This is a genomic window from Paraburkholderia humisilvae (assembly GCF_902859855.1).
Classification (GTDB): Bacteria; Pseudomonadota; Gammaproteobacteria; order Burkholderiales; family Burkholderiaceae; genus Paraburkholderia; species Paraburkholderia humisilvae.
On record NZ_CADIKH010000003.1, the window covers coordinates 96389 to 115860 of the forward strand.

At 60.4% G+C, this 19472-nt stretch carries 16 protein-coding genes; 7 read left to right on the forward strand and 9 right to left on the reverse strand.

All coding sequences use genetic code 11. The annotated features are described in order from the left end of the window. Positions 1-15 precede the first annotated feature (15 nt). Positions 16-2004, reverse strand: a complete 1989-nt coding sequence (pgaA, locus tag HV796_RS03685) for a poly-beta-1,6 N-acetyl-D-glucosamine export porin PgaA (RefSeq protein ID WP_246355664.1) — start codon at positions 2002-2004, stop codon at positions 16-18. Positions 2005-3018: 1014 nt separating this feature from the next. On the opposite strand from pgaA, the gene HV796_RS03690 reads away from it, so the two are divergent. The 4 genes from HV796_RS03690 to grxC all read left to right on the forward strand — a co-directional run bounded on the left by HV796_RS03690 (position 3019) and on the right by grxC (position 5975). Continuing rightward, positions 3019-3405 carry a hypothetical protein gene (locus HV796_RS03690; protein ID WP_246355665.1) on the forward strand — a complete coding sequence of 129 codons (387 nt, stop codon included), beginning with the start codon at positions 3019-3021 and terminating at the stop codon, positions 3403-3405. Between the two features lie 180 nt (positions 3406-3585). After that, positions 3586-4257 carry a hypothetical protein gene (locus tag HV796_RS03695; protein WP_175225107.1) on the forward strand — a complete coding sequence of 224 codons (672 nt, stop codon included), beginning with the start codon at positions 3586-3588 and terminating at the stop codon, positions 4255-4257. A gap of 242 nt (positions 4258-4499) precedes the next feature. Beyond that, complete coding sequence (locus HV796_RS03700; protein WP_175225108.1) at positions 4500-5507, forward strand: cupin domain-containing protein; 1008 nt, start codon at positions 4500-4502, stop codon at positions 5505-5507. A gap of 198 nt (positions 5508-5705) precedes the next feature. Continuing rightward, a complete protein-coding gene (gene grxC / locus HV796_RS03705) occupies positions 5706-5975 on the forward strand; it encodes a glutaredoxin 3 (RefSeq protein WP_175225109.1) in 270 nt (89 codons plus the stop codon). Between the two features lie 21 nt (positions 5976-5996). On the opposite strand, the gene HV796_RS03710 is transcribed toward grxC, so the two are convergent. Together HV796_RS03710 and folE are read right to left on the reverse strand one after the other, a co-directional pair. After that, the gene (locus HV796_RS03710) at positions 5997-7031 is read right to left on the reverse strand and encodes a S1C family serine protease (RefSeq protein WP_175225110.1); all 1035 of its coding nucleotides are present in this window, start codon (positions 7029-7031) and stop codon (positions 5997-5999) included. Between the two features lie 159 nt (positions 7032-7190). Next, positions 7191-7838: a GTP cyclohydrolase I FolE gene (folE, locus tag HV796_RS03715; protein WP_175225111.1), complete on the reverse strand. Its 648-nt coding sequence runs from the start codon at positions 7836-7838 to the stop codon at positions 7191-7193. A gap of 173 nt (positions 7839-8011) precedes the next feature. On the opposite strand from folE, the gene HV796_RS03720 reads away from it, so the two are divergent. From HV796_RS03720 to HV796_RS03730, 3 genes are all read left to right on the forward strand, one after another. Continuing rightward, positions 8012-8185 (forward strand): MotA/TolQ/ExbB proton channel family protein, encoded by a 174-nt coding sequence (locus HV796_RS03720; protein WP_246355666.1) that lies wholly within the window; start codon positions 8012-8014, stop codon positions 8183-8185. Between the two features lie 834 nt (positions 8186-9019). Beyond that, positions 9020-9955 (forward strand): 3D domain-containing protein, encoded by a 936-nt coding sequence (locus tag HV796_RS43345; protein ID WP_217477843.1) that lies wholly within the window; start codon positions 9020-9022, stop codon positions 9953-9955. 3 nt (positions 9956-9958) lie between these two features. Next, on the forward strand, positions 9959-10375 hold the full coding sequence (locus HV796_RS03730) for a hypothetical protein (RefSeq protein WP_175225112.1): 417 nt from the start codon (positions 9959-9961) through the stop codon (positions 10373-10375). A gap of 61 nt (positions 10376-10436) precedes the next feature. On the opposite strand, the gene HV796_RS03735 is transcribed toward HV796_RS03730, so the two are convergent. From HV796_RS03735 to HV796_RS03760, 6 genes are all read right to left on the reverse strand, one after another. Beyond that, a complete protein-coding gene (locus tag HV796_RS03735) occupies positions 10437-11471 on the reverse strand; it encodes an ABC transporter ATP-binding protein (protein ID WP_175225113.1) in 1035 nt (344 codons plus the stop codon). After that, a complete protein-coding gene (locus HV796_RS03740) occupies positions 11468-12463 on the reverse strand; it encodes an ABC transporter ATP-binding protein (RefSeq protein ID WP_175225114.1) in 996 nt (331 codons plus the stop codon). Before HV796_RS03740 ends, HV796_RS03735 begins: the two co-directional genes overlap by 4 nt. A 1-nt stretch (position 12464) precedes the next feature. After that, on the reverse strand, positions 12465-13373 hold the full coding sequence (locus HV796_RS03745) for an ABC transporter permease (protein WP_175225115.1): 909 nt from the start codon (positions 13371-13373) through the stop codon (positions 12465-12467). A gap of 4 nt (positions 13374-13377) precedes the next feature. Next, complete coding sequence (locus tag HV796_RS03750; protein WP_175225116.1) at positions 13378-14316, reverse strand: ABC transporter permease subunit; 939 nt, start codon at positions 14314-14316, stop codon at positions 13378-13380. 16 nt (positions 14317-14332) lie between these two features. Next, positions 14333-15934, reverse strand: coding sequence for a peptide ABC transporter substrate-binding protein (locus tag HV796_RS03755; protein ID WP_377693092.1), 1602 nt, complete (start codon positions 15932-15934; stop codon positions 14333-14335). A 221-nt stretch (positions 15935-16155) separates the two neighbouring features. Next, positions 16156-18816 (reverse strand): TonB-dependent receptor plug domain-containing protein, encoded by a 2661-nt coding sequence (locus HV796_RS03760; RefSeq protein WP_377693090.1) that lies wholly within the window; start codon positions 18814-18816, stop codon positions 16156-16158. Positions 18817-19472: the final 656 nt, after the last annotated feature.

Consider the following 19472-nt stretch of genomic DNA (forward strand, 5'->3'; position numbering starts at 1 on the left):
GAACCCCCAAAAACGTTAGAACGGCACGGTGAGCAATACGTATGCGGTTTCTGAAAGTTCTTGTTCTCCGTCATAGGCATGCCGGCCGATGCCGATGCCATAAGTCAAAGTAATGTCGTGGCTGAACGTCCATGCATGTTCGAGCCGTGCGGCCCAAAAACCGCTAGTGCCGAACCCCCGCTCGTTATACGGGCCTCCCGATATGTAAAAACGTTGCACCAATGAACGCTCCCCGCTTCTCCAGACCGACCATTGATGCATCAAGCCGAATTCCCCCGAGTAATCGCGTGCCGGACTGAAGTACGGCGTGTTCGTTTGTGTGTTGCTGCTGGTGCCGAAACGCACGGTCGCGTTGAGCTGTTGATTCGGCCATGTGAACAGGCGCTGCGAGCCGCCCACCGTAAACTCCTGATGGAAGTTCTCGTCGCTATAGCGGCCGACGCTGTAACCGATGTCAGCAGAACGTTGGTCGCCGTCCGTATAGGTCAATGCAACCTGTCCCGTGCGCCCCCAGATGTGAGCGACGTAAGCCTTCGACGGCAAATCGTTCGAATCGCTGTCAAAGCCGGCGGTCGCCTTGAAAAAGTCGTTGAACGCATATTCAACCTCGCCGTTCCCTCCCGTTCGTCCATCGCCGCCCAACGAGCGCGACACTTCGCCCTGCACCGTCAACGGTCCCTGGCGAAAGTCACCGCCGACACCATTACGAATGCGTTGCAGCCTGCCGATATCCGTCAGCGCCCACATGTAGAAGTTGTGCGCGAAGATTCGCCAGTAGTCGTAGATCGGCGGCGAATAGATATACGTATCTGCGCTGAACTCTTCATCAGCGAGCGCGGATGCACCATGCTCGCCGGACAGGCTTGTCGATACGGTCGGCGCACGCCATGCGTCGTAATCGCGCTTGAAATTCCTGACCGAGCCGTTCTCAGGGAACGTATCGTCGAATGCGGTGTTGATCGCCGTCGCGTTCGCATAGTCGCCGGTATTGAGCGATGTGCGTCCGAGTCCCGCGAGCGCCTCGATATTGTCAGGATGATCGTTAAGCGCGGCCACGTACATATCCTTCGCAAGCCGGTTGCGTCCCTTGCCGAGCTGTGCATCGGCTTCCGCGTTACGCACCTCCGCGCTGAACGGCACTTGCTCTTCGAGGCGCTTCAACTCCGCGAGGCCCGCATCCGTCTGACCAACGTAAATCAGATACTGCGCACGCAATCGATTGAGCCTTAGATAGTCGTCGTTGGCAAGATCCCACGGCCTCACCTGGTCGGGTGGCGGCAACGATGCGCTGATATCGTCGAGCACCTTGCCCGCTTCGACGTATTTGTTCTGGTCTGTCAGCGCATAGAAAAGTCCCTCGCGCAAATCGATCGGGCGCGTGCGCGACCCGTATTGATATCCCCGTGTCGCCACATCCGCGCTCGCAGCGGTTTCCTGCTCGATCGCCCGTCGATACGCGACCTCCGCTTTAGCCGGGTCGTTCAGGTAGCTGTATGCTTCGCCCGCCGAGGCAAGCGCTTCGACTGAGATCGGCTGGTCCGCGGGAATCGACTCATACGACGATACCGCCTTGTTCATCTGCCCGAGACCCGCGTAAGCCACCGTCCGATCGCCGGCAAGTGAGTAACGCACTTGCTGGTATTCCGGTGTATTCGGCAGACGTGCTTCGAGACTATCTGCTGCCTGCAGCGCGGCAACGATCCCATCGAAGCGGTCAGGGCTCGTCATAGCACGCGCTTTATCGCGACCGCCCCGAACCTGCTGACGAATGGAAAGTTCTTCAAGTTGTGCAATATCTACTGGCGTGAAGACATCGGGCCGCGCCTTGGCTTCTTCGAGCGCTTGCACCGCACCGCCACCTGTTGCAAGACCAAACACTTCCGTGCGCAGCGCGCTCGCGGACTGCGCTCCGCCCTGTTCTGCCGAAGGCGCGGGCGTGCCCCCGGGAGCGGGTTGACCGGGAGCGGGTTGCGCCGGCGCCGCGGGTTGAGGAGCCGTCTGCATCGGTTGTTCATTCTGCGGTTCAGGCAACTGCTCAACGGGTTGCTGAGCTTGCTGAATCGGTTGTGCGATAGTCTGAGCCCGAGTGATCGCCGGCGCCTCCGCGACATCGTTAGGTTCGCGTGAGCCTCCATTGTCCGCTTCAACAGCGGAACACACCGACGAAAGAAATAGCAGCATAACGGGCGCACAGGTCGCTAGCGATATGCAGTTGGCCGGATGAAGCCGCTTCGGCTGAGCAAGCACCGCATATAGACGCTTTGGTTGAGCGTTCACGATATGTCCTTAACGTTGAGTGCATTGTTCTGAAGGACTACTTTTCTAATAGTCGAGACCGTCCCGTACAAGCGACATCTGTGCCATTGCGCACGTATCTGACGATGCGCTTTCCTAAATAGGATTGACAGTCATTTCGCGATGCTTGCGTTTCATTTGCGATACATCCCCGAGCAGCACGTCATCCCTTTGCGATCAATGGCTCCGCACGAAAACGCAACGATACGGGCGGTTCGGAAACAGCGAACAGACTAGTGCATGTCGCGCGTGCTACTGACGTTCATCGAGTGAGATTCAATGCGCGCTGCGTCGAGCATTCAGGCTGACAGGACCGTTATACGTACTATCTTTGACGCTCCTGAACATGGGCCAGGGGAGTCATTTGGCGCAATCTCCGCCGAGTTTTTTCAGGCGTGTCCAAGATGTTTCATTTTTGATTCATGGTTGTGTTCGGCAGGCACGGTGCGCGCGCAAATCGCGTCATATGTGTCAGCGGGTAACTTTTCGTTACAACGACACGCTCAGAAAAAGTACACCTTATTTCAGATATGATACGCATCCCTTAATAATATGAAGCAATTTTTGCTGGTGCATTCCAATTGCGTTTTGTTGTGCCAGTTCGTATTCTTTTCTTTCCACGATCCGAGGGAGGTCGTTATGTGTGCCGTCAGGTGTGCTGTCACGATTACAAGAACAAGCAAAATTACAAACCCGTCCAGGCAGGTACGCTCGCTGGTCATCGTGGGTATCGCGCTATGCGGCTCGACGCTCGCCACGGCACAGAGCGCATCCGCTCCGCAAGCGGTATCGGGCGCCGACTCCGAAGCACAGGAAATGCTGTACTACGTGTGTGGCCAGCCAGGGTTCGAGAAGACCGTGACTTCGCCGGACCCGAAACATCCGTTCAATCTCGGCGTCACGTTTGAGCAGCAGAACGGCGCGCCCGTTTCGGACGTCGCTGTGCGACTGCGTCGTCACGGAAGAGTGCTGATGGATTTCGTCGCGGGAGGTCCGCATTGCCTGTTTTCGGTGCCATCGGCCAGTTACCGCATTGAAGGCACCTATCGCGGCGAAATGAAGTTTGAAATTGTCGAAACCGGAACGTTTGACACGCAGATCAAGTGGTAAACCGCCCCCTGTGCACCGACGGTGCCGCACACTCGGTCCACCGCCGTCGCACAGGGATTGTCGCCTCTCGTAACAGATCGCATGCGCGCCCATTCATAAGAAGCAATCACGTTGCCCGGCGTGTCCGGCCGGGCATACGACCGTTGCCGCAGTGATGCGCCTGCCTGCCGGAGCAACACCGTGACTACCGACAGACTTTCCTCAGACACGCCGACGCCGGCGCACTTAACGAATGGCTCGACACCGAATGACGCAAAACCCGCGGCGCCTGCCGCAAGTCCATCCGGCCCACAACCGCAAACGGCGCCGCGCTGGATGATCTCGTGGGGACCCGGCAGCAGCGCGGCACTCAGCGTCGTGTGCTTTGTATTGATCCTTGGCGCGGTAATCGGCTTTCAGCACACCGGAACGAAGCGCGCGGTTCGCGAGGAAGCGCCGAAAGCGCAAGCCGCTGCGCAGGACACGCCAGCATTCACCCAGGGCGACACCGCAGGCAGCAGTCCGCCGGCCGTCCCGATGCCGGTAGTCGCGCGAAGCACCACAACGCCTCCCGCCACAGTCGATGCCGATGCGTCGCTGTCGCGCGCGCGTGCATGCGCGGCTGCGTCACACTGGAGTTGCGTACTTGACGCCGCGAGCAGCGTGCTGGCGATACAGGAAGGTAATACGGAAGCACAGTCATTGCTGCAACGCGCGATCGTCCAGGGCGGCTGGGCCACCGAGACATCGTCGATCACCCATCAAACGTCCAGCGCAGCCAGTGCCGCAGCCGCGCCGGTATCGAGATCACATGCGCGACGGCATTGGCACACCGCAGCACGCATCAAGTCGTCAGACGAAGACGACGAATAACGCAAGCCTGGAAGAGCACCGTATTCGCCCGCTCGCCGCTGCGGCGAGCACGGGCGTGCGGTGTGCAAATCAAACGCCCGCCATCCGCGCCGCGCGCGTGCCGCCTGACGCGCGGCCCCCGCGCTGCGATCGCCCCCTTGTTCCAGTAAAATCTGACGACATGTCAGGCGACACTGCACGCCGCTGCAACGGCGCAGCGCCGGATATCACTCTCCGATCACGACAACACACATGCGGCTCTTATGGATTTGTTAAGCCGACTCCTTTCGCTGATGCCTGTCAGCGGCCGGCTTGAGGTGCGCTGTCACTTCGGTGCGCCATGGGCGATTGAGGAAGAAACCGCGGGCATGCGCGAGATTCCGTATCACGTGCTGCTCTCAGGCACGGCGGTCGTCGAAGACGGCAACGGGCCGCCTGGGCGGATGGTGCCCGGCGATATCGTGCTGTTTCCCGCAGGCAGCGCCCATCGCATTCATGACGGCAGCGGCAAATCGCCGAGGCCGTCGATCGAACGCCAGAACGAATCGCTGCTGATCGTCGAGAATGGAGAACCGGGCGTCGCCGCCGATCTGCTATGCGGTCGCTTTCTGGTCGGCGCCGTACCCGACCGCCTGTTACGCGATCATCTGCCGGGGCGGTTAATTGTCCACAGCGCGCCGCCATGCTCAGGCGAGCGCAAAGACAACGATCCCGAAACGGGAACGCTCAATGCCGGTACGCGCCTGACGCGGCTGATCGGACTCATGCGCGAAGAAGCCACCGACCAGGGGCCGGGCAGCGAGACGCTGGTCAATCATCTGTCGGCGGCACTGTTTGGCCTGACACTGCGTTTCGCGACCGAAGCGTCGCAGCCGCCGCACGGACTGCTCGCGCTGGCTGGCCGGCCGCGCTTGCAGCCGGCCATCACCGCGATGTTCGACAAGCCTGGCGAACCATGGACACTCGATCAGTTCGCCGCACTGTGCAATATGTCGCGCGCCACGTTCGTGCGTCAGTTTCAGGAGGCGATCGGGCGCTCTGCCACCGACGTGTTGACCGAAGTGCGCATGACGGTTGCCGGGCGCCTGTTGCTGCAAACCACGCGGCCGGTCGCCGAAATCGGCGAAACCGTCGGATACCAGTCGGACGCCGCGTTCCAGCGTATCTTCAAACGGCACACCGGCATCACGCCGGCGCGCTGGCGCACGTCAGGCGGCAGTGGTTATGCAAGGCACACTGACGAAGCGGAAATGGACAGCGCCGAATCGTAACGCCGGGACTCTAAGTCATCGCGCCGACGCGCATTGATCCGATCGAGCATGCGGATGATCCGTTACGCGCTTCACGCAAACGAAGCGCGAATCTAAAGTGGGCTCCAAGCCGTCACGACGGTAACTCACTTAACGGAAGGTCATCCGGCGCGGTCGATTGCGACTGCGTGCGGCGTCCTGTACCGGAAGGCGAACACGATGAACTCGGTCACGATTTACACGCAGCCTGACTGCGAATTCTGCACTGCTGCGAAGGCGCTATTGAAACGCAAAGCCGTCAGCTTTCACGAAATCACGATTGCCGGTGCGCGCGCGTCCGCCGTTGCGCTGTGGCAGCGCGACCTGCATCGCACGGTCCCGCAGATCTATATCGGCACCTATCATGTCGGCGGGTTCGACGATTTGCAGGCGCTCGACGCATCCGGCCGCCTAGACAAGCTGCTCGACCGGAACGGGTTGCTGGTGTGACGATGCGCTTCGCGCGCATCGTCAGCTGGTCTGCTCGACCGGCGTCACGGTCAATTCGACACGCTGCGCGCCGCGCAATACCGTCATACTTACCGCGCGCTCGATTCGCGACGCGTCGAGCACCCGCTGCAACGAGTCGACTCCATCCACCGGCAACGCATCGATCAACACGATCCGATCGTCCGTGCGAACGCCTGCCTGCGCCGCAGGGCTGCCTTTGACCACTTCCATCACATGCACGGCGCTTCCGGACGTCAAGCCGAAATAGCGCTGGATACGCCGCGGCAACGCGACCGTCGTGCCGGCGACGCCGATATACGCGCGCCGCACGCGCCCGTGCGCGAAGATCTGCATGATGACCCACTTCGCGGTATCAATTGCAGTCGCGAAGCAGATCGCCTGCGCACCTGGGATGATCGCGGTATTCACGCCGATCACCTGGCCCGCTGAATTAACAAGCGGCCCGCCCGAATTGCCGGGGTTCAACGCGGCATCGGTTTGAATCACGTCGTAGATCATCCGGCCCGAATTCGCGCGCAGCGATCGGCCAAGCGCCGATACGACGCCGGTCGTCACGGTCTGCTCGAGTCCGAGCGGATTGCCCACTGCAATCGCGATCTGTCCGACGCGCAGCTTGCCTGAATCGCCGAGTTCGACGTGTGGCAATGGTTCGGCTGAGCCGATGCGCAGCACCGCGAGATCGGTGTGCGGATCGTCGCCGACCAGATCGGCGTCGAATTTCGCGCCGTCTGCTAGCGTCACGCGAATGTGTGTCGCGCCGTGCACGACGTGGCTATTCGTGAGCAGATACCCGTCGGGCGTAAACAGGAAGCCCGAGCCCGTGCCGGCATGCGCGGTACGGCCATCGGGCAGGCGTCGTTCGACAGCAATAAATGCGACGGCCGGGCGCACGCGGTCAAGCGCACCGATGACGGTGCGCGAATAGGCGTCGAGCAATGCGTCGTCCGACGACGTGGAAGGAATAGGCGCGGCCGGTTCCGGTATGCCCGGCGCTGCGCCCGACAGATCGTCGATGAAACGGGGACGGCTTCCCATCGCATGGCTCCAGATAATTGGGTCCGCACATGCAGGGCCTGTCTGCCGTTTTTCAAGAGCAGGACGGGCGGCGCCGCGCGAAGCGTGCCGTGGGAGCAGTCGAGGAGCACCGGGCGCGCGCACAGGCGCCGTGGCGCACTATAGGGCGTTATGCGGCGGCTAAGCGCCGCTCGTGCCGATGGCGCGCAGAAATTCGGCGCGCGCCGTGCTGTCGCTGACGAATTCGCCCGCAAACGACTGCGTCACGACCCGTTCGTCACCGCGCCGCACTTCGCCGATCAGTTGGCAAAGCTGCTCCGCTTCGATCACGCAGGCCGCGCCGCGCGCATGGCCATGGGTGACCAGCGCATTCGCGATCGCATCCGTCGCCCACTCCTGATAGACGAACCGGTGACACACCGCATCGACCAGCCGCGTCAAGCCGCCGAAACCGTGCAGGCGTCCGCCCGGCAGATACGCGAGATGCGCGACGCCGCGAAACGGCAGCAGATGGTGCGGGCACATACCGTGCACGGTAATGCCGCGCATGATCACGACATCGCGGCGCGCGTCCGCGAAGCCGCTGCCCAGCGCGGCGGCGGGTTCGACATCGTAGCCGTCGAGCAGCCGCTGTTGCCACAATTCCCGCACGCATTGCGCGGATGTACGCAGGTGCTCGCTTTCGACGTCGACACCCGCGGCCGTCAGCATCGCGGTTACCGCTTGTTCGAACGCAACTGCATCGAAGGGCCTCACGCGCGCGATGCCGCTGGTGGACCGCTCGCGTGACGCGTCTTCACGCACATACTGATATCCGGGGTACGCCATTATTCCTCCGCAACGGTCGGGCGGCGGATGCCGCTGGAAATGAATCGCTCCGGTAACAGAGAACAGGCGCGCTGCGGGGATATTCCTTTACGGTCAGTAAGGGATCAGTGGGGGCAAGATAAAGCGATGCGGGAGCAAATTGGGGGTTCGCCAATGCGGATGCAAGCGGCCCTGTGGGCCTCCAACATAACCCGCCGATTCTGGACACTGCTGTTACGGTTACGCCACTGCTCGGGTTGCCTGGCGCGATCGTCGGCATGGTCGAATCGTTCAACGTGCTCGGTACAAGCCGCACCGCAAATCCGAACGGCGTGGCACGGGCGTTAGTACCCGCCACCCTCCATTGATCCGAATGTTCGCACACTGGATATGAGCTAGTGCGCGACCCTCTCCTAACTGCTCCAGTTAAATCCAAGAGGATGATCAATTCCCCACCACACTTCCCAGCCATTTACGAGACTCCTCTCAAACTTACCTCGGTTTGACACAGCTTTACATTTCCGGGCTGTTTATCCGTTTTACGTTATCGCAAGTTTCGGTACATTGGCTGCGGCTCATCCAAACCGGCACCCCGCAGACTAGCCAGGTGGCCCCTCTTCCATCCGATTGCTCAAATTAACAAGGTCGCTTATACGCGTAAAGCTGTGGTCCGACATGGGGATCCGACAACGACCGGAGGTTTTGTCATTGCGCTGACGTCTACGCTTTATGACGGCGTCAAGCAACTCGCACTGAATGGCGACGAAGCGACATGCGGCAACTGTAAAGGTCGCTTCAAGATATTCGGAACCGGCACAGGAATGTCTGAAGGCACGCGTCTCGTCGTGATCGATGGCGATCTGGTTTTGTGTCCTTGCAACAGAAACCGGGTCATAGTTGGAAAGGATCCGGGAATATTTTTGGATGTCGATGCTGCTGCGGCCACCTGCAATCCGAATACGGCCGCAACCACTTCATCAATACCCGGACAGATTCATGACGAGCAATTTACGCTACGTGATCGGCGAACAAATCTTCCGCTTGCCAATGTACGTTATAGGATCCGGTCTGTTTCCGGTGAGGTCGCGAAAGGGAGGACGGATGCGATCGGTCGCACAGCGAGAATCAAGTGCAGCAGCCCAGAACAATTGATTCTTGAGATCGCTTCCGATCATAGACCAACATCGACGACAGGTCTTTAAATGAGCGAAGAATGGATGGAGGTCGGGCGGGGAATAGCCAATACGACGCCAAATTCAAATGTCGACATACACGTCGCGGACACGATGCTCATCTGGGAAATCCTGGATAACGTCCACGGAGACAAATTACCGATCATTCCCAGCAATTCCCGGGTTGAGCATGGAAGGATCCTGTATCGACTGCAATTGAAGCTGACCATACGCAGCCGCACTGGTGGCGTCATATCGCTGCGCAATATCCGCGTCAGAACCAATCGGAAAGAGGATCGATTGGAAATCTGGCCGGCTTTCGATACCACCGCATCGTTGATCGTGGGTCTGGAGACCAGAAATTCAGGCACGGTGGAGTTGCAAGTCGATGACCCCGATATTTCGGCTTTGCCGCTGATAATCAAGCTCGGAGACGCATGGTATGAAAGCATGTTTCTCGTTACTGGCTATCACGTTTGTCACGAAGCCGACTTCACCGGCGAGATGGTCCTGGCGCACGGCGTAAATGATCACCATAGACGAGATTTTCTTTATGGGGCGCGGGGCGTCGTTATGCAGGGGACGGGTATGACGTTAAACGGTCAATATATTCGCCCAACCCGCGTTAGTTCCGCTTGGCATAGGAACTCCCGTGGTAATCGGGACTACCTCGAGACACCAGATGGCGTGGCATTCGCCTACGCGAACTCGGTGCTGGGAGCATACGGTCCAGTAACGGCAAATCACTCGATCGCCGTCGACCCGACTGTGATTCCAAAGCATGCACAGGTTGATATCGAAATGGTCGGCCGGAGATTCGCGGACGACACGGGAAGCGCCATCGTCGGACACCACATCGACAACTTCGTTGGCGCAGGCGCGGCGGTTCAAGCCACGTGGGAACGCGGCCCAGTGAACAACACAAGACGCAGGATAAAGTACATCAACCCGACCGAAAGGGACTAGTGGATGAATCTCACAAGAAAAGCATTCCGTATCGTCTTACTAGCCGCAGTGATTCCGTTCAGCCCAGTCGCTCGCGGCGACGGATCGGTGAGCTTCGCGACAGATATTTTGCCCATGGCGAATGAGCGTCCGTTGTTCGCCCAGTTTATCGTGGAGAGCTTTACGGTTACCGATACAGGTTGGGGCGTGAGAATCGATAGCCCTACCATGCCCAAGATGAAGGGAACGCGCATCGGGCCATATGAATTTCAGGCTGAATGGCGTAGCCCCAATGGGAAGCGGCCTGTGACCCTCATCATCGACACCAAGATCCGCTATTTTGACGATCACCGTCGAGAGATATTGGGTGGTGATCTTCGGCACACGACCTCGATCGTTGAAACGCTCGATTCGATTGAGATCGCACCTCCTCGACAGTAGGGCTGCAGACCTGACCGCATTACGACACCCCCTAGCCCCTCAACGCGTCGCCGGAGCAAATCTAGTGTTCGCCAACGCGAATGCAAGCCACCTTACCGGATCGAGGCGGCCACGTGCGCGCAACCGGCACTTCGCCCGCGCAGGCTTCGATCGCCTGCGGGCAGCGCGTCCGAAACACGCAGCCTGATGGCGGATCGAGCGGCGACGGAATCTCGCCGCGCAACAGCAGATGGCCGCGCGCGCGCTCGACCGCCGGATCGGGTGTAGGCACCGCGGCTAGCAGTGCACGCGTGTAAGGATGCATCGGATCGCCGTAGACCGCCTCCTTCGCACCAAACTCCATCACCCGCCCGAGATACATCACCAGCACGCGATGGCTAATCGCCTTGACCACCGCCAGATCGTGCGCGACGAACAGCAGTGATAAAGCCAGTTCACGCTGCAAGTCTCGCAGCAAGTTAACGATTTGCGCCTGAATCGACACGTCGAGCGCGGAAACCGGCTCGTCGCAGATCACGAGCCGCGGCTCGCCGATCAGCGCACGCGCAATCCCGACCCGCTGGCATTGCCCACCCGAAAACTCATGCGGATACCGCTGCAGATGGTAAGCATTGAGACCGACGCGCTCGAGCATCGCCTGCGCGCGCGCGCGAAGTTCGGCGCGTCCGATGTCAGGCCGATGCGTTTTCAGCGGCTCCGCGACGATCTGCTCAATTGTCATCCGCGGATCCAGTGACGCAAGCGGGTCCTGAAAAATCATCTGAACGTCACGGCGCAACCCCGCAATATCGCGTCGCGCGCCGAACACGGTTTCCCCGCCACGCCAGCGTACGCTGCCGCCGGTGACCGGCACGAGGCCGATCAGCGCGCGCGCGAGCGTCGACTTGCCACAGCCCGATTCGCCGACGAGACCGACGGTCTCGCCTCGCCTCACGTCGAACGACACACGCTCCACCGCGCGCACCGTCGCGCGCGGCGACCACGGTAGCGCACGGCGCCCCGCCCGAGCCACGCTGAAATGAACCGTGAGGTCTTCGACTGACAGCAATGGCTCGTCGGCATGCTCAAGGCTTGTATGCTGCGAATCCGTTGTCATGCCTGCGCTCCGATTGGTGGCGCCGCGATTTCCGCGGCCGTTTTGTGGCATGCGCGCGATCCACCTTCGAATGCCCGCAATATGGGTCGCTCGGCGCGGCAAACTTCGCCCGCGTGCGGGCAGCGCGGTGCGAACGCGCAACCGTCGCCGATCATGCCCGGCAGCGGCGGATGGCCTGGAATCGTGCGCAATGGCGCGTCGCCTTCGTCGGTCAGACGCGGTAGCGCATTGAGCAGCCCGATCGTGTACGGATGACCCGGCGCCGCGAACAGCGAAGGTGCGCTTGCATGCTCGACGGTACGCCCCCCGTACATCACCATCACGTCATCGCACAGTCCCGCGACCACGCCCATGTCATGCGTGATAAGGATGATCGCGGTACCGCGCTCGCGATTCAGATCGCGCAGCAGTTCGATGATCTGCGCCTGCACGGTGACGTCGAGCGCGGTGGTCGGCTCGTCGGCAATCAGGATATCCGGCTCGCACAGCAGCGCCATGGCGATCATCACGCGCTGCCGCATACCCCCGGAAAATTCATGCGGATACATGTCGAGACGGCGCGCGGCATCCGGAATCCGCACACTATCGAGCGCTTCGATTGCCAGATGACGCGCGGCACGGCGCGATATCTTCCGGTGCAACTGCAACGCCTCGGTCATCTGGCGCTCGATCGTCAGGAACGGGTTGAGCGACGTCATCGGGTCCTGAAAGATCATCGCGATCCGGTTTCCGCGAATGCGGTTCAGCTCGCGCGTGTTCAACTTCAACAGATTCTTCCCGCGATAAGCCGCCTCACCCGAAACCGTGCCGTTCGACGCGATCAACCCGAGCAGCGCCATCACGGTCTGACTTTTGCCCGACCCCGACTCGCCGACGATGCCGAGCGTGCGGCCGCTGTCGAGCGAAAACGATACGTCCTGCACCGCATCGACCGGCGCGCCGTCGTGACGCGCGAAACGCACGCGAAGGTTCTTCACTTCCAGCAGCGCCATCTCAACGCTCCTTCGGATCGAACGCATCGCGCAGGCCGTCGCCGACGAAGCTCACGCAATAAAGCGTCACACAAAGCATCGTCGCCGGACACAACAGCAGCCACGGCATCGCTTCGAGTTTTTGTGCGCCATCTTCGACCAGCACACCCCAACTTGTCATCGGTTCCTGCACGCCGAGGCCGAGAAATGACAGCACCGATTCGGTCAGCACGATAGCCGGCACCGTCACGCTTGCATACACGACGACCACGCCAATCAGATTCGGCACGATATGCCGCGCGATGATCGCAGAAGGCTTCACGCCGGTCGCGCGCGCGGCGTCGACGAATTCACGCGTGCGCAGCGTCAGCGTCTGGCCGCGCACGACGCGCGCCATGTCGAGCCATGAAAAAGCGCTGATCGTCAGCACGACCAGGTAGAACGAGCGGCCAAACAGCGTCATCATCAGGATGGCGATCAGCATGTACGGAATCGCGTACATCATGTCGACGATACGCATCATGACCGCATCGGTGCGGCCGCCCGCATAACCGGAAATCGCGCCGTACGTGACGCCGAAAAAACCCGACACGAACGTGCCGAGCAAGCCGACTTCGAGCGATACGCGGCCGCCCTCCAGTGAGCGCACCAGCAGGTCTCGGCCGACTTCGTCGGTGCCGAACCAGTGCGCGCCCTGCCAGGTGGGCGAGAGGCTGATGGACGACCAGTCGTTATCGATTGCGTTGTTGGGCAGCAGCAGCGGGCCGACGAAGCACGCGAGCACGATCAGCAGCAGCACCGCAAGCGCAACGACGGCAGCGCGATTGCGCATGAAGCGCGCGCAGGCCGTCACAAGCGGGCTGCGCGAGCGCGGCTGCGCGGGCGGTGACGACGGCGAAACCGCGCCGGCCGTCAAAGATGAGCGGTTCATGGAGTCAGTACCGGATGCGCGGGTCGAGCCATGCATACGCAAGATCGACGAGCAGATTGAACAGAACGGCCACGACGGTGGTCAGCACGACGAGCCCGAGCACCAGCGTGTAGTCGCGATTGATCGCGCCGTTCACGACGAGCTGGCCAAGCCCAGGCAACGCAAACACCGATTCGGTGACGATCGCGGCGGTAATCGATGAAATGCACACCGAACCCAATAGCGAAACGACCGGCATCAACGCGGGCTTCATCGCATGACGGAACACAATCGTGCGTGTCGACAGACCTTTCGCGCGCGCGGTGCGGATAAAGTTGCCGGCCAGCACTTCGATCATGCTGCCGCGCATCACACGTGCGATGGTCGCCATGTTGATCAGCGTCAGCAGTGCGACAGGAAGTACGCGGTATTGCCACGCGCCGTCTCCCCAGCCACCCGCGGGTAGCCAGCCGTGCCCGCTCGCGGTGTGCAGGAGAATCGCGAAGACCCACACGAGCACCGGCCCGAGCACGAACGATGGCACCACGTTGCCGATATTGCCGAACACCATCACGCCATGATCGATAACGCTGTCGCGACGCACTGCGGCAAGCGTGCCCAAACCGACACCGAGCGCAAGCGCGATCGGCACCGAGATACCGCCAATGCCGAGACTCACCGGCAATGCCTTGCGCACAAGGTCGTTGACCGTCCAATCGCTGTAGCGGAACGACGGCCCGAGGTCGCCGTGCAGCAGCGCGCCGAGGTAGCGCAGATACTGGCGCCACAGCGGTTCGTCGAGGTGGTACTTCGCGTTCAGGTTCTGCATCACGGCAGAGGACAATTTTCGTTCCGCGTCGAACGGTCCGCCAGGCGTCAGATGCAACAACAGGTAGCAGACCGTGATCACGGCCAGCACGGTTGGAATCGCCCACAGCATACGGCGTAGCGCATAAGCGAACATCAGTTCACTCCATTGCTCAATGTTTGACGATATACATGTCCTGCGTCACGCGCTGGTCGATGTAGTTCGTCAACGAATAGCCACCCACGTAGGGCTTCACCAGCCGGTTCGTCGCGTACTGGTAGAGCGGAATGACCGGATAGTCGTTCATCGCGAGCGCGTGCGCCTGGGTTAGCAGCGCGGTGCGTTTCGCTTCATCGGTCTGCTGGTTGCCTTGCTCGATCAATGCGTCGACTTGAGGGTTGCAATATTCCTCATCATTCTGAGGGCTGTTACAGCGGACGAGGTCGAGGAAGGACGTCGAGTCGTTGTAGTCGATAAACCAGCCGTTGCGCGCGACCTGCGTTTTGCCTTCATGGCGCATCTTGAGCAGCACCTTGTTTTCGACGTTCTCCAGCTTCGTGCTCACGCCTAGCTTCGTGCGCCATTCGGAAGCAATAAACAGCGCGATCTTCTTGTGCTGCTCGTTCGTGTTGTACGTCAGCGTGAGCGTCAGCGGTTTTGCATCGGAGTAGCCCGCGTCCTTCATCAGGCCGCGCGCGTATTCGACACGCTTTTGCATCGGCCACGACGCCCAGCCAGGTATGAACGGATCGGCGCCTTTCGTGCCCTTCACCACCAGGCCATACGTCGGCAGTTCGCCCGACTGCAGCAGGCGCGAGGTCAGCAGATCGCGGTCGATCACCATCGATAGCGCCTGCCGCACCCGTTTGTCGCGCAACGCCGGGTCCTGGTTGTTCAGGTTGTAGTAGTAAGTACCAAGCGCAGACGCCGATTTCAGTTCGCTGCCGAACTGCTTGCGGAGCTGCGGGTAGACGCCGGATGGTATCGACATTGTTACGTCGAACTGCCCGGCCTGATACATCCGCTGCGCGGTTTCATCGCTTTCGATCGGCAAGTACGTCACTCTGGTAATGGGAACGTTGCGAGCATCCCAGTACTTGTCGTTCTTTAGCATCACGATATGGTTGTTCGGCTGCCAGTCGCTCAGCACGTACGCGCCATTGCTGACCATATTGCCGGCACGTGTCCATGCGTCGCCGAACTTCGCAACCGTGTCGCGATTGACCGGCGCCAAATCTACCTTCGAGGCGATGTCCGGAAAAAAGGACACCGGCGTTTCGGTTGTCACTTCGAGCGTGTACGGATCAGGCGCACGCACGCCGAGCGTCGCTGGCGCCGCTTTGCCCGCGACGATCGCCTTCGCGTTCTTCACGAACTCGACGAGGATCGTGTATTTCGAACCGGTCTTCGGGTCGGCCAAGCGCTGCCATGAATAGATGAAATCAGCCGCTGTGACCGGTTGTCCGTTGCTCCAGCGCGCATCGTGACGCAGCTTGAAGACCCACCTATCGGGTGCGTCGCGCGTCCAGGATTGCGCGACGCCGGGCACCACGTTGCCCGCCGCGTCGACGCGCGTCAGGCCCTCGAACAGATCGCAGCCGATCGTATTGCCCATCACAGTCTCGATATGCGCGGGGTCGAGCGATTCGACCTCCACTTGCGCATCGCGCGTCAGCTCCTGTTGCGCGGCAAGCGTTACACCGGCGGGAACCGTGGCGGCCGGCGCGCGTCCCGCCACCGAGACAACGAGCGCGCTGAGTGCCGTCGCGAACATTAGCTTGAATTTCATAGGCGATTTCAACGGGAACTCCACAAGCGGATCGTGCTGCGCGCGCACATCGATCCGGTCACATCGAACGGAAAAATACGGCGGTGCGCGCAGCACCGCCGCAAAGCCCCTTCATCCGAAACAGAAAGAGCGAGAGGAGATTCACCTCACCATCGATACCGCACGGCCGCCGGCCCACTGCACGCCGGCGTTCCGCTTCGCGTCACTTAGAAGCGATACGTCGCGCCGATCTGGAAGGTCCGGCCCAGATCGGTGTAAAGCGACTGGTCGTAACCGGTGATGTCCGGATACGACTGCCATTCGACGTCGAACGGCGGCGAGCGGTCGAACAGGTTCGAGATGCCGCCATAGATCGTCCAGTGCTTGAAGCCCGTGTACGACGCCATCAGGTTGAACTGGCTATACGACGCGACCGACAGCGTGCCGCCATCGCCGAATTCCGCAGCCACCGCGTTCGTGTACGGACCCGTGTACTGCCACGTGAGCGTCGTCGTGAACTTGCGGTAGTCCCAGGTCAGGCTTGTATTGCCCTTCCAGCGCGGGTTGCTCGCGCCGAACGGCTGCAGGAATGCGAGGTTGTTGCCGGCGAAGTCCTGCGTCGGCTGACCCGGCGCGTTCAGCTTGAAGTGCCACACGTACGCCCAATCGCCTGCGAGCGTAAACGTGCCGTACTTCGTGCCGACCGACTTGCGGAAATTGAAGTCGAAGCCATCGGTATCCAGCGAACCGAGATTCACGAACTGCTGGTTGATAAAGCGGATCGAGCCGTCCGGATTGCGGACCACGGTCGACGGATCGTTCGCCTGCAGCACCGCGTTCGGATCGTTCGTGCCGATCACGCCATCGATGTGAATCTTGTAGAACGCCGCACCGAAATCGGTCGACCGGTCCGGCGACAACTCGAAACCGATGTTGTAGTTCTTCGTGTGTTCCGGCTGCAAATCGGGGTTGCCGTTGACCTGCTCAGTCGTAAAGTGTTTGGTCGGTGTGCCGCTCGGGTCGTTCGGGTCCGTCAGGTTCTGGTGCCCAAGATAGACCGCTTGCGAGTTCTCCACCAGGGTCGGCGCGCGAAAGCCCCGGCCATACGACGCGTACGTCGTGAACGCCTGAACCGGCTGGAAGCGCAACAAGAAGTTCGGCGAAAACGCGCCGCCGAAATCGCTATAGTGGTCGTAGCGTCCCGATTGCGTAAACGTCAGGTTGTGCACGATCGGAATATCGACCTGGTAGTAGACCGCCGCGACATTGCGCGTACCGTCGACCGTCTGCACGTTTGCCGGCGTGACGATGCCCTGCGACGACAGCGTGCGCGGGTTGATCAGCGAGCTTTCATGGCGGAATTCGCTGCCGAGGCCAAGGCCGACGTTGCCGGTCGGCAACGTGAACAGATTGCCGGTCGACATCTTCGCGGTCACGTCGTCGATCTTCGAGATGGCCTGCTGATCATCCGTCAGGAACAGGCCATTGGTGCCGTTCGGTGTGGCCGCCGGATTCGCGAAGTTGAATACGCCGTTCGCGAGAATGTTCTGCACGCCCGCGACGCTCAGCTCGTTCGAAAAGCTCGTATCGACGGTGCTTTGCGAATGACCGTAGTCGACCGACCAGTCCCAGTCACCGACCTTCGGCGTGGTAAATGAACCCTTTACGCCGGTCGACGCCTTCCAGAACGTCGATACCGTATCGGCGACGATCGTATGGCCGGGAAACGTATAGTTGATGTCGGTCGGCATGCCGAACGGATTGAACGGATTGCTCGCCGACACGGTGCGCGAAATGGGCGACACCGAGCCAGTCGCCGGATCGAACACGTTCGACAGGCTGCTGATCGCCGCCGGCCCTTGCAGTTGTACGTTCTCGTCGCGACTAAACCACAAGTCCGCATACGCCTGCGTATCGTCGTTCACCTTGAACGTGCCATGCAGTTTCGCGTTCAGCCGTGTGACCGCCGGCATCAGCGAGGTCTGCGACGCCGGGTTATGCACGCACACCTGGCCGTTCGAATTCGTATTCGGCGGGCACGGATTGATTGGCGCGGTACTGCCGTCCGGCAGTTCCCAGTTCGACTGCTGGTTAGGGCCGAGCGGGCCAGCACGGCCGCCGGGAAACTGCGAGAAGTCCTGATTCGCGGTCATCGAGCGGTCCGCGAGCGTCGAGCCGGAATCGCGATACCAGCTGGCCGCCGCAGTGATGTTGAAGCGATCCGCGTTCAGGTCGCCGAAGCCGCCGAGCACGCTGAAACTGCCCTGGCCATCACCCGGGTGCTGGGTCTTGCCGGCCTGCGCATCGATCTGCAAGCCCTGGAAGTTCTTCTTCGTGATGATGTTCACGACACCCGCAATCGCATCCGAACCGTATTCCGACACGGCGCCCGTCTTCACCACCTCGATGTGATCGACAATATTCAACGGAATCGCGTTGACGTCGAAGAACGTATCCGTGAAATTCACCGGCATCGCGTAGTTCGCGACGCGCTGACCGTCGACGAGCACCAGCGTGTACTTCTCGCTCAGGCCGCGCAGCGCAATGCCTGCGCCACCCGGCGCAGAGCTGTTCATAGTCGATTGCGACCAGCTGCTCCCGGAGTTCGCCGCCATGCCGCGCAGAAAGTCCGCTACCGTCGTGTACCCGCTTTGCTGGATTTCCTTTGGCGTAATGGTTTGGACTTCGATGTTGCCGACCTTGTCCGACGTGCGGATCAACGAGCCGGTCACTTCCACTTTCTCGAGCTTGCTAACCGGCGCCGATGCCGCGGGTGCGCTGCTTGCCGCTGCTGCGGGAGCGGCCGTGCTATCCGGTTGGCTTTGCGCATACGCGACCGGCATGCAAGCCGCCGTCAACACGAGCTCAGCACCGATGATTCTCGTCATTGCCGAGACCAATTTCTTCTTTTTCACTTGCTCTCCTGCTTGTTGTTGAGGCCACCTTCATTGAACGATCCGCACGGCGCGCGAGTCACGCGCGTGCAGCCGTGCGAAGTCCGATGTGATCAGCGAGTTCGTCGCCGCCGGTACCTATCCCTGGTCTCGCACGTCCCGTCCAGAACGCCTTGCCGATCGTGTCGAGCGCGTACTGGTTCTTAAAGCGACCGCAGCAAAAGCAGGACGCATGCCAAGCAAAACATCGTTGTGGGCACAACTGCCTCGTTAAATGCAATTGATTTGCACGCAAGTGATTGATTGATCGCGCTTTCATTAGCGATTCAAAGAGACGAATTAACTTCCGCCCACTCACTCGCGCGAGTAACACGGCGGCGGATAAAGTCTTATATGAAACATTTGCGGTTAGAGTGTTTATTCTATTTCCGCTGTGGTGCGTTATCCGCACCTGCTGAATGCGCTCGTTTCCGAAGCGGTGCATATCGTCGAAAATAACCGAAAATGCATAAATTCACCGAAAGCGTGCAGAAAGATAGCGAAAGAAACGAATATAAATAATTGCTTACCAGTCCGTGTTTAGCCCGCCAGCTCGGGATATTCAGGTTACACATCCCTATTTTTAGCAAGCTTCGCTTTAAAATAATTGT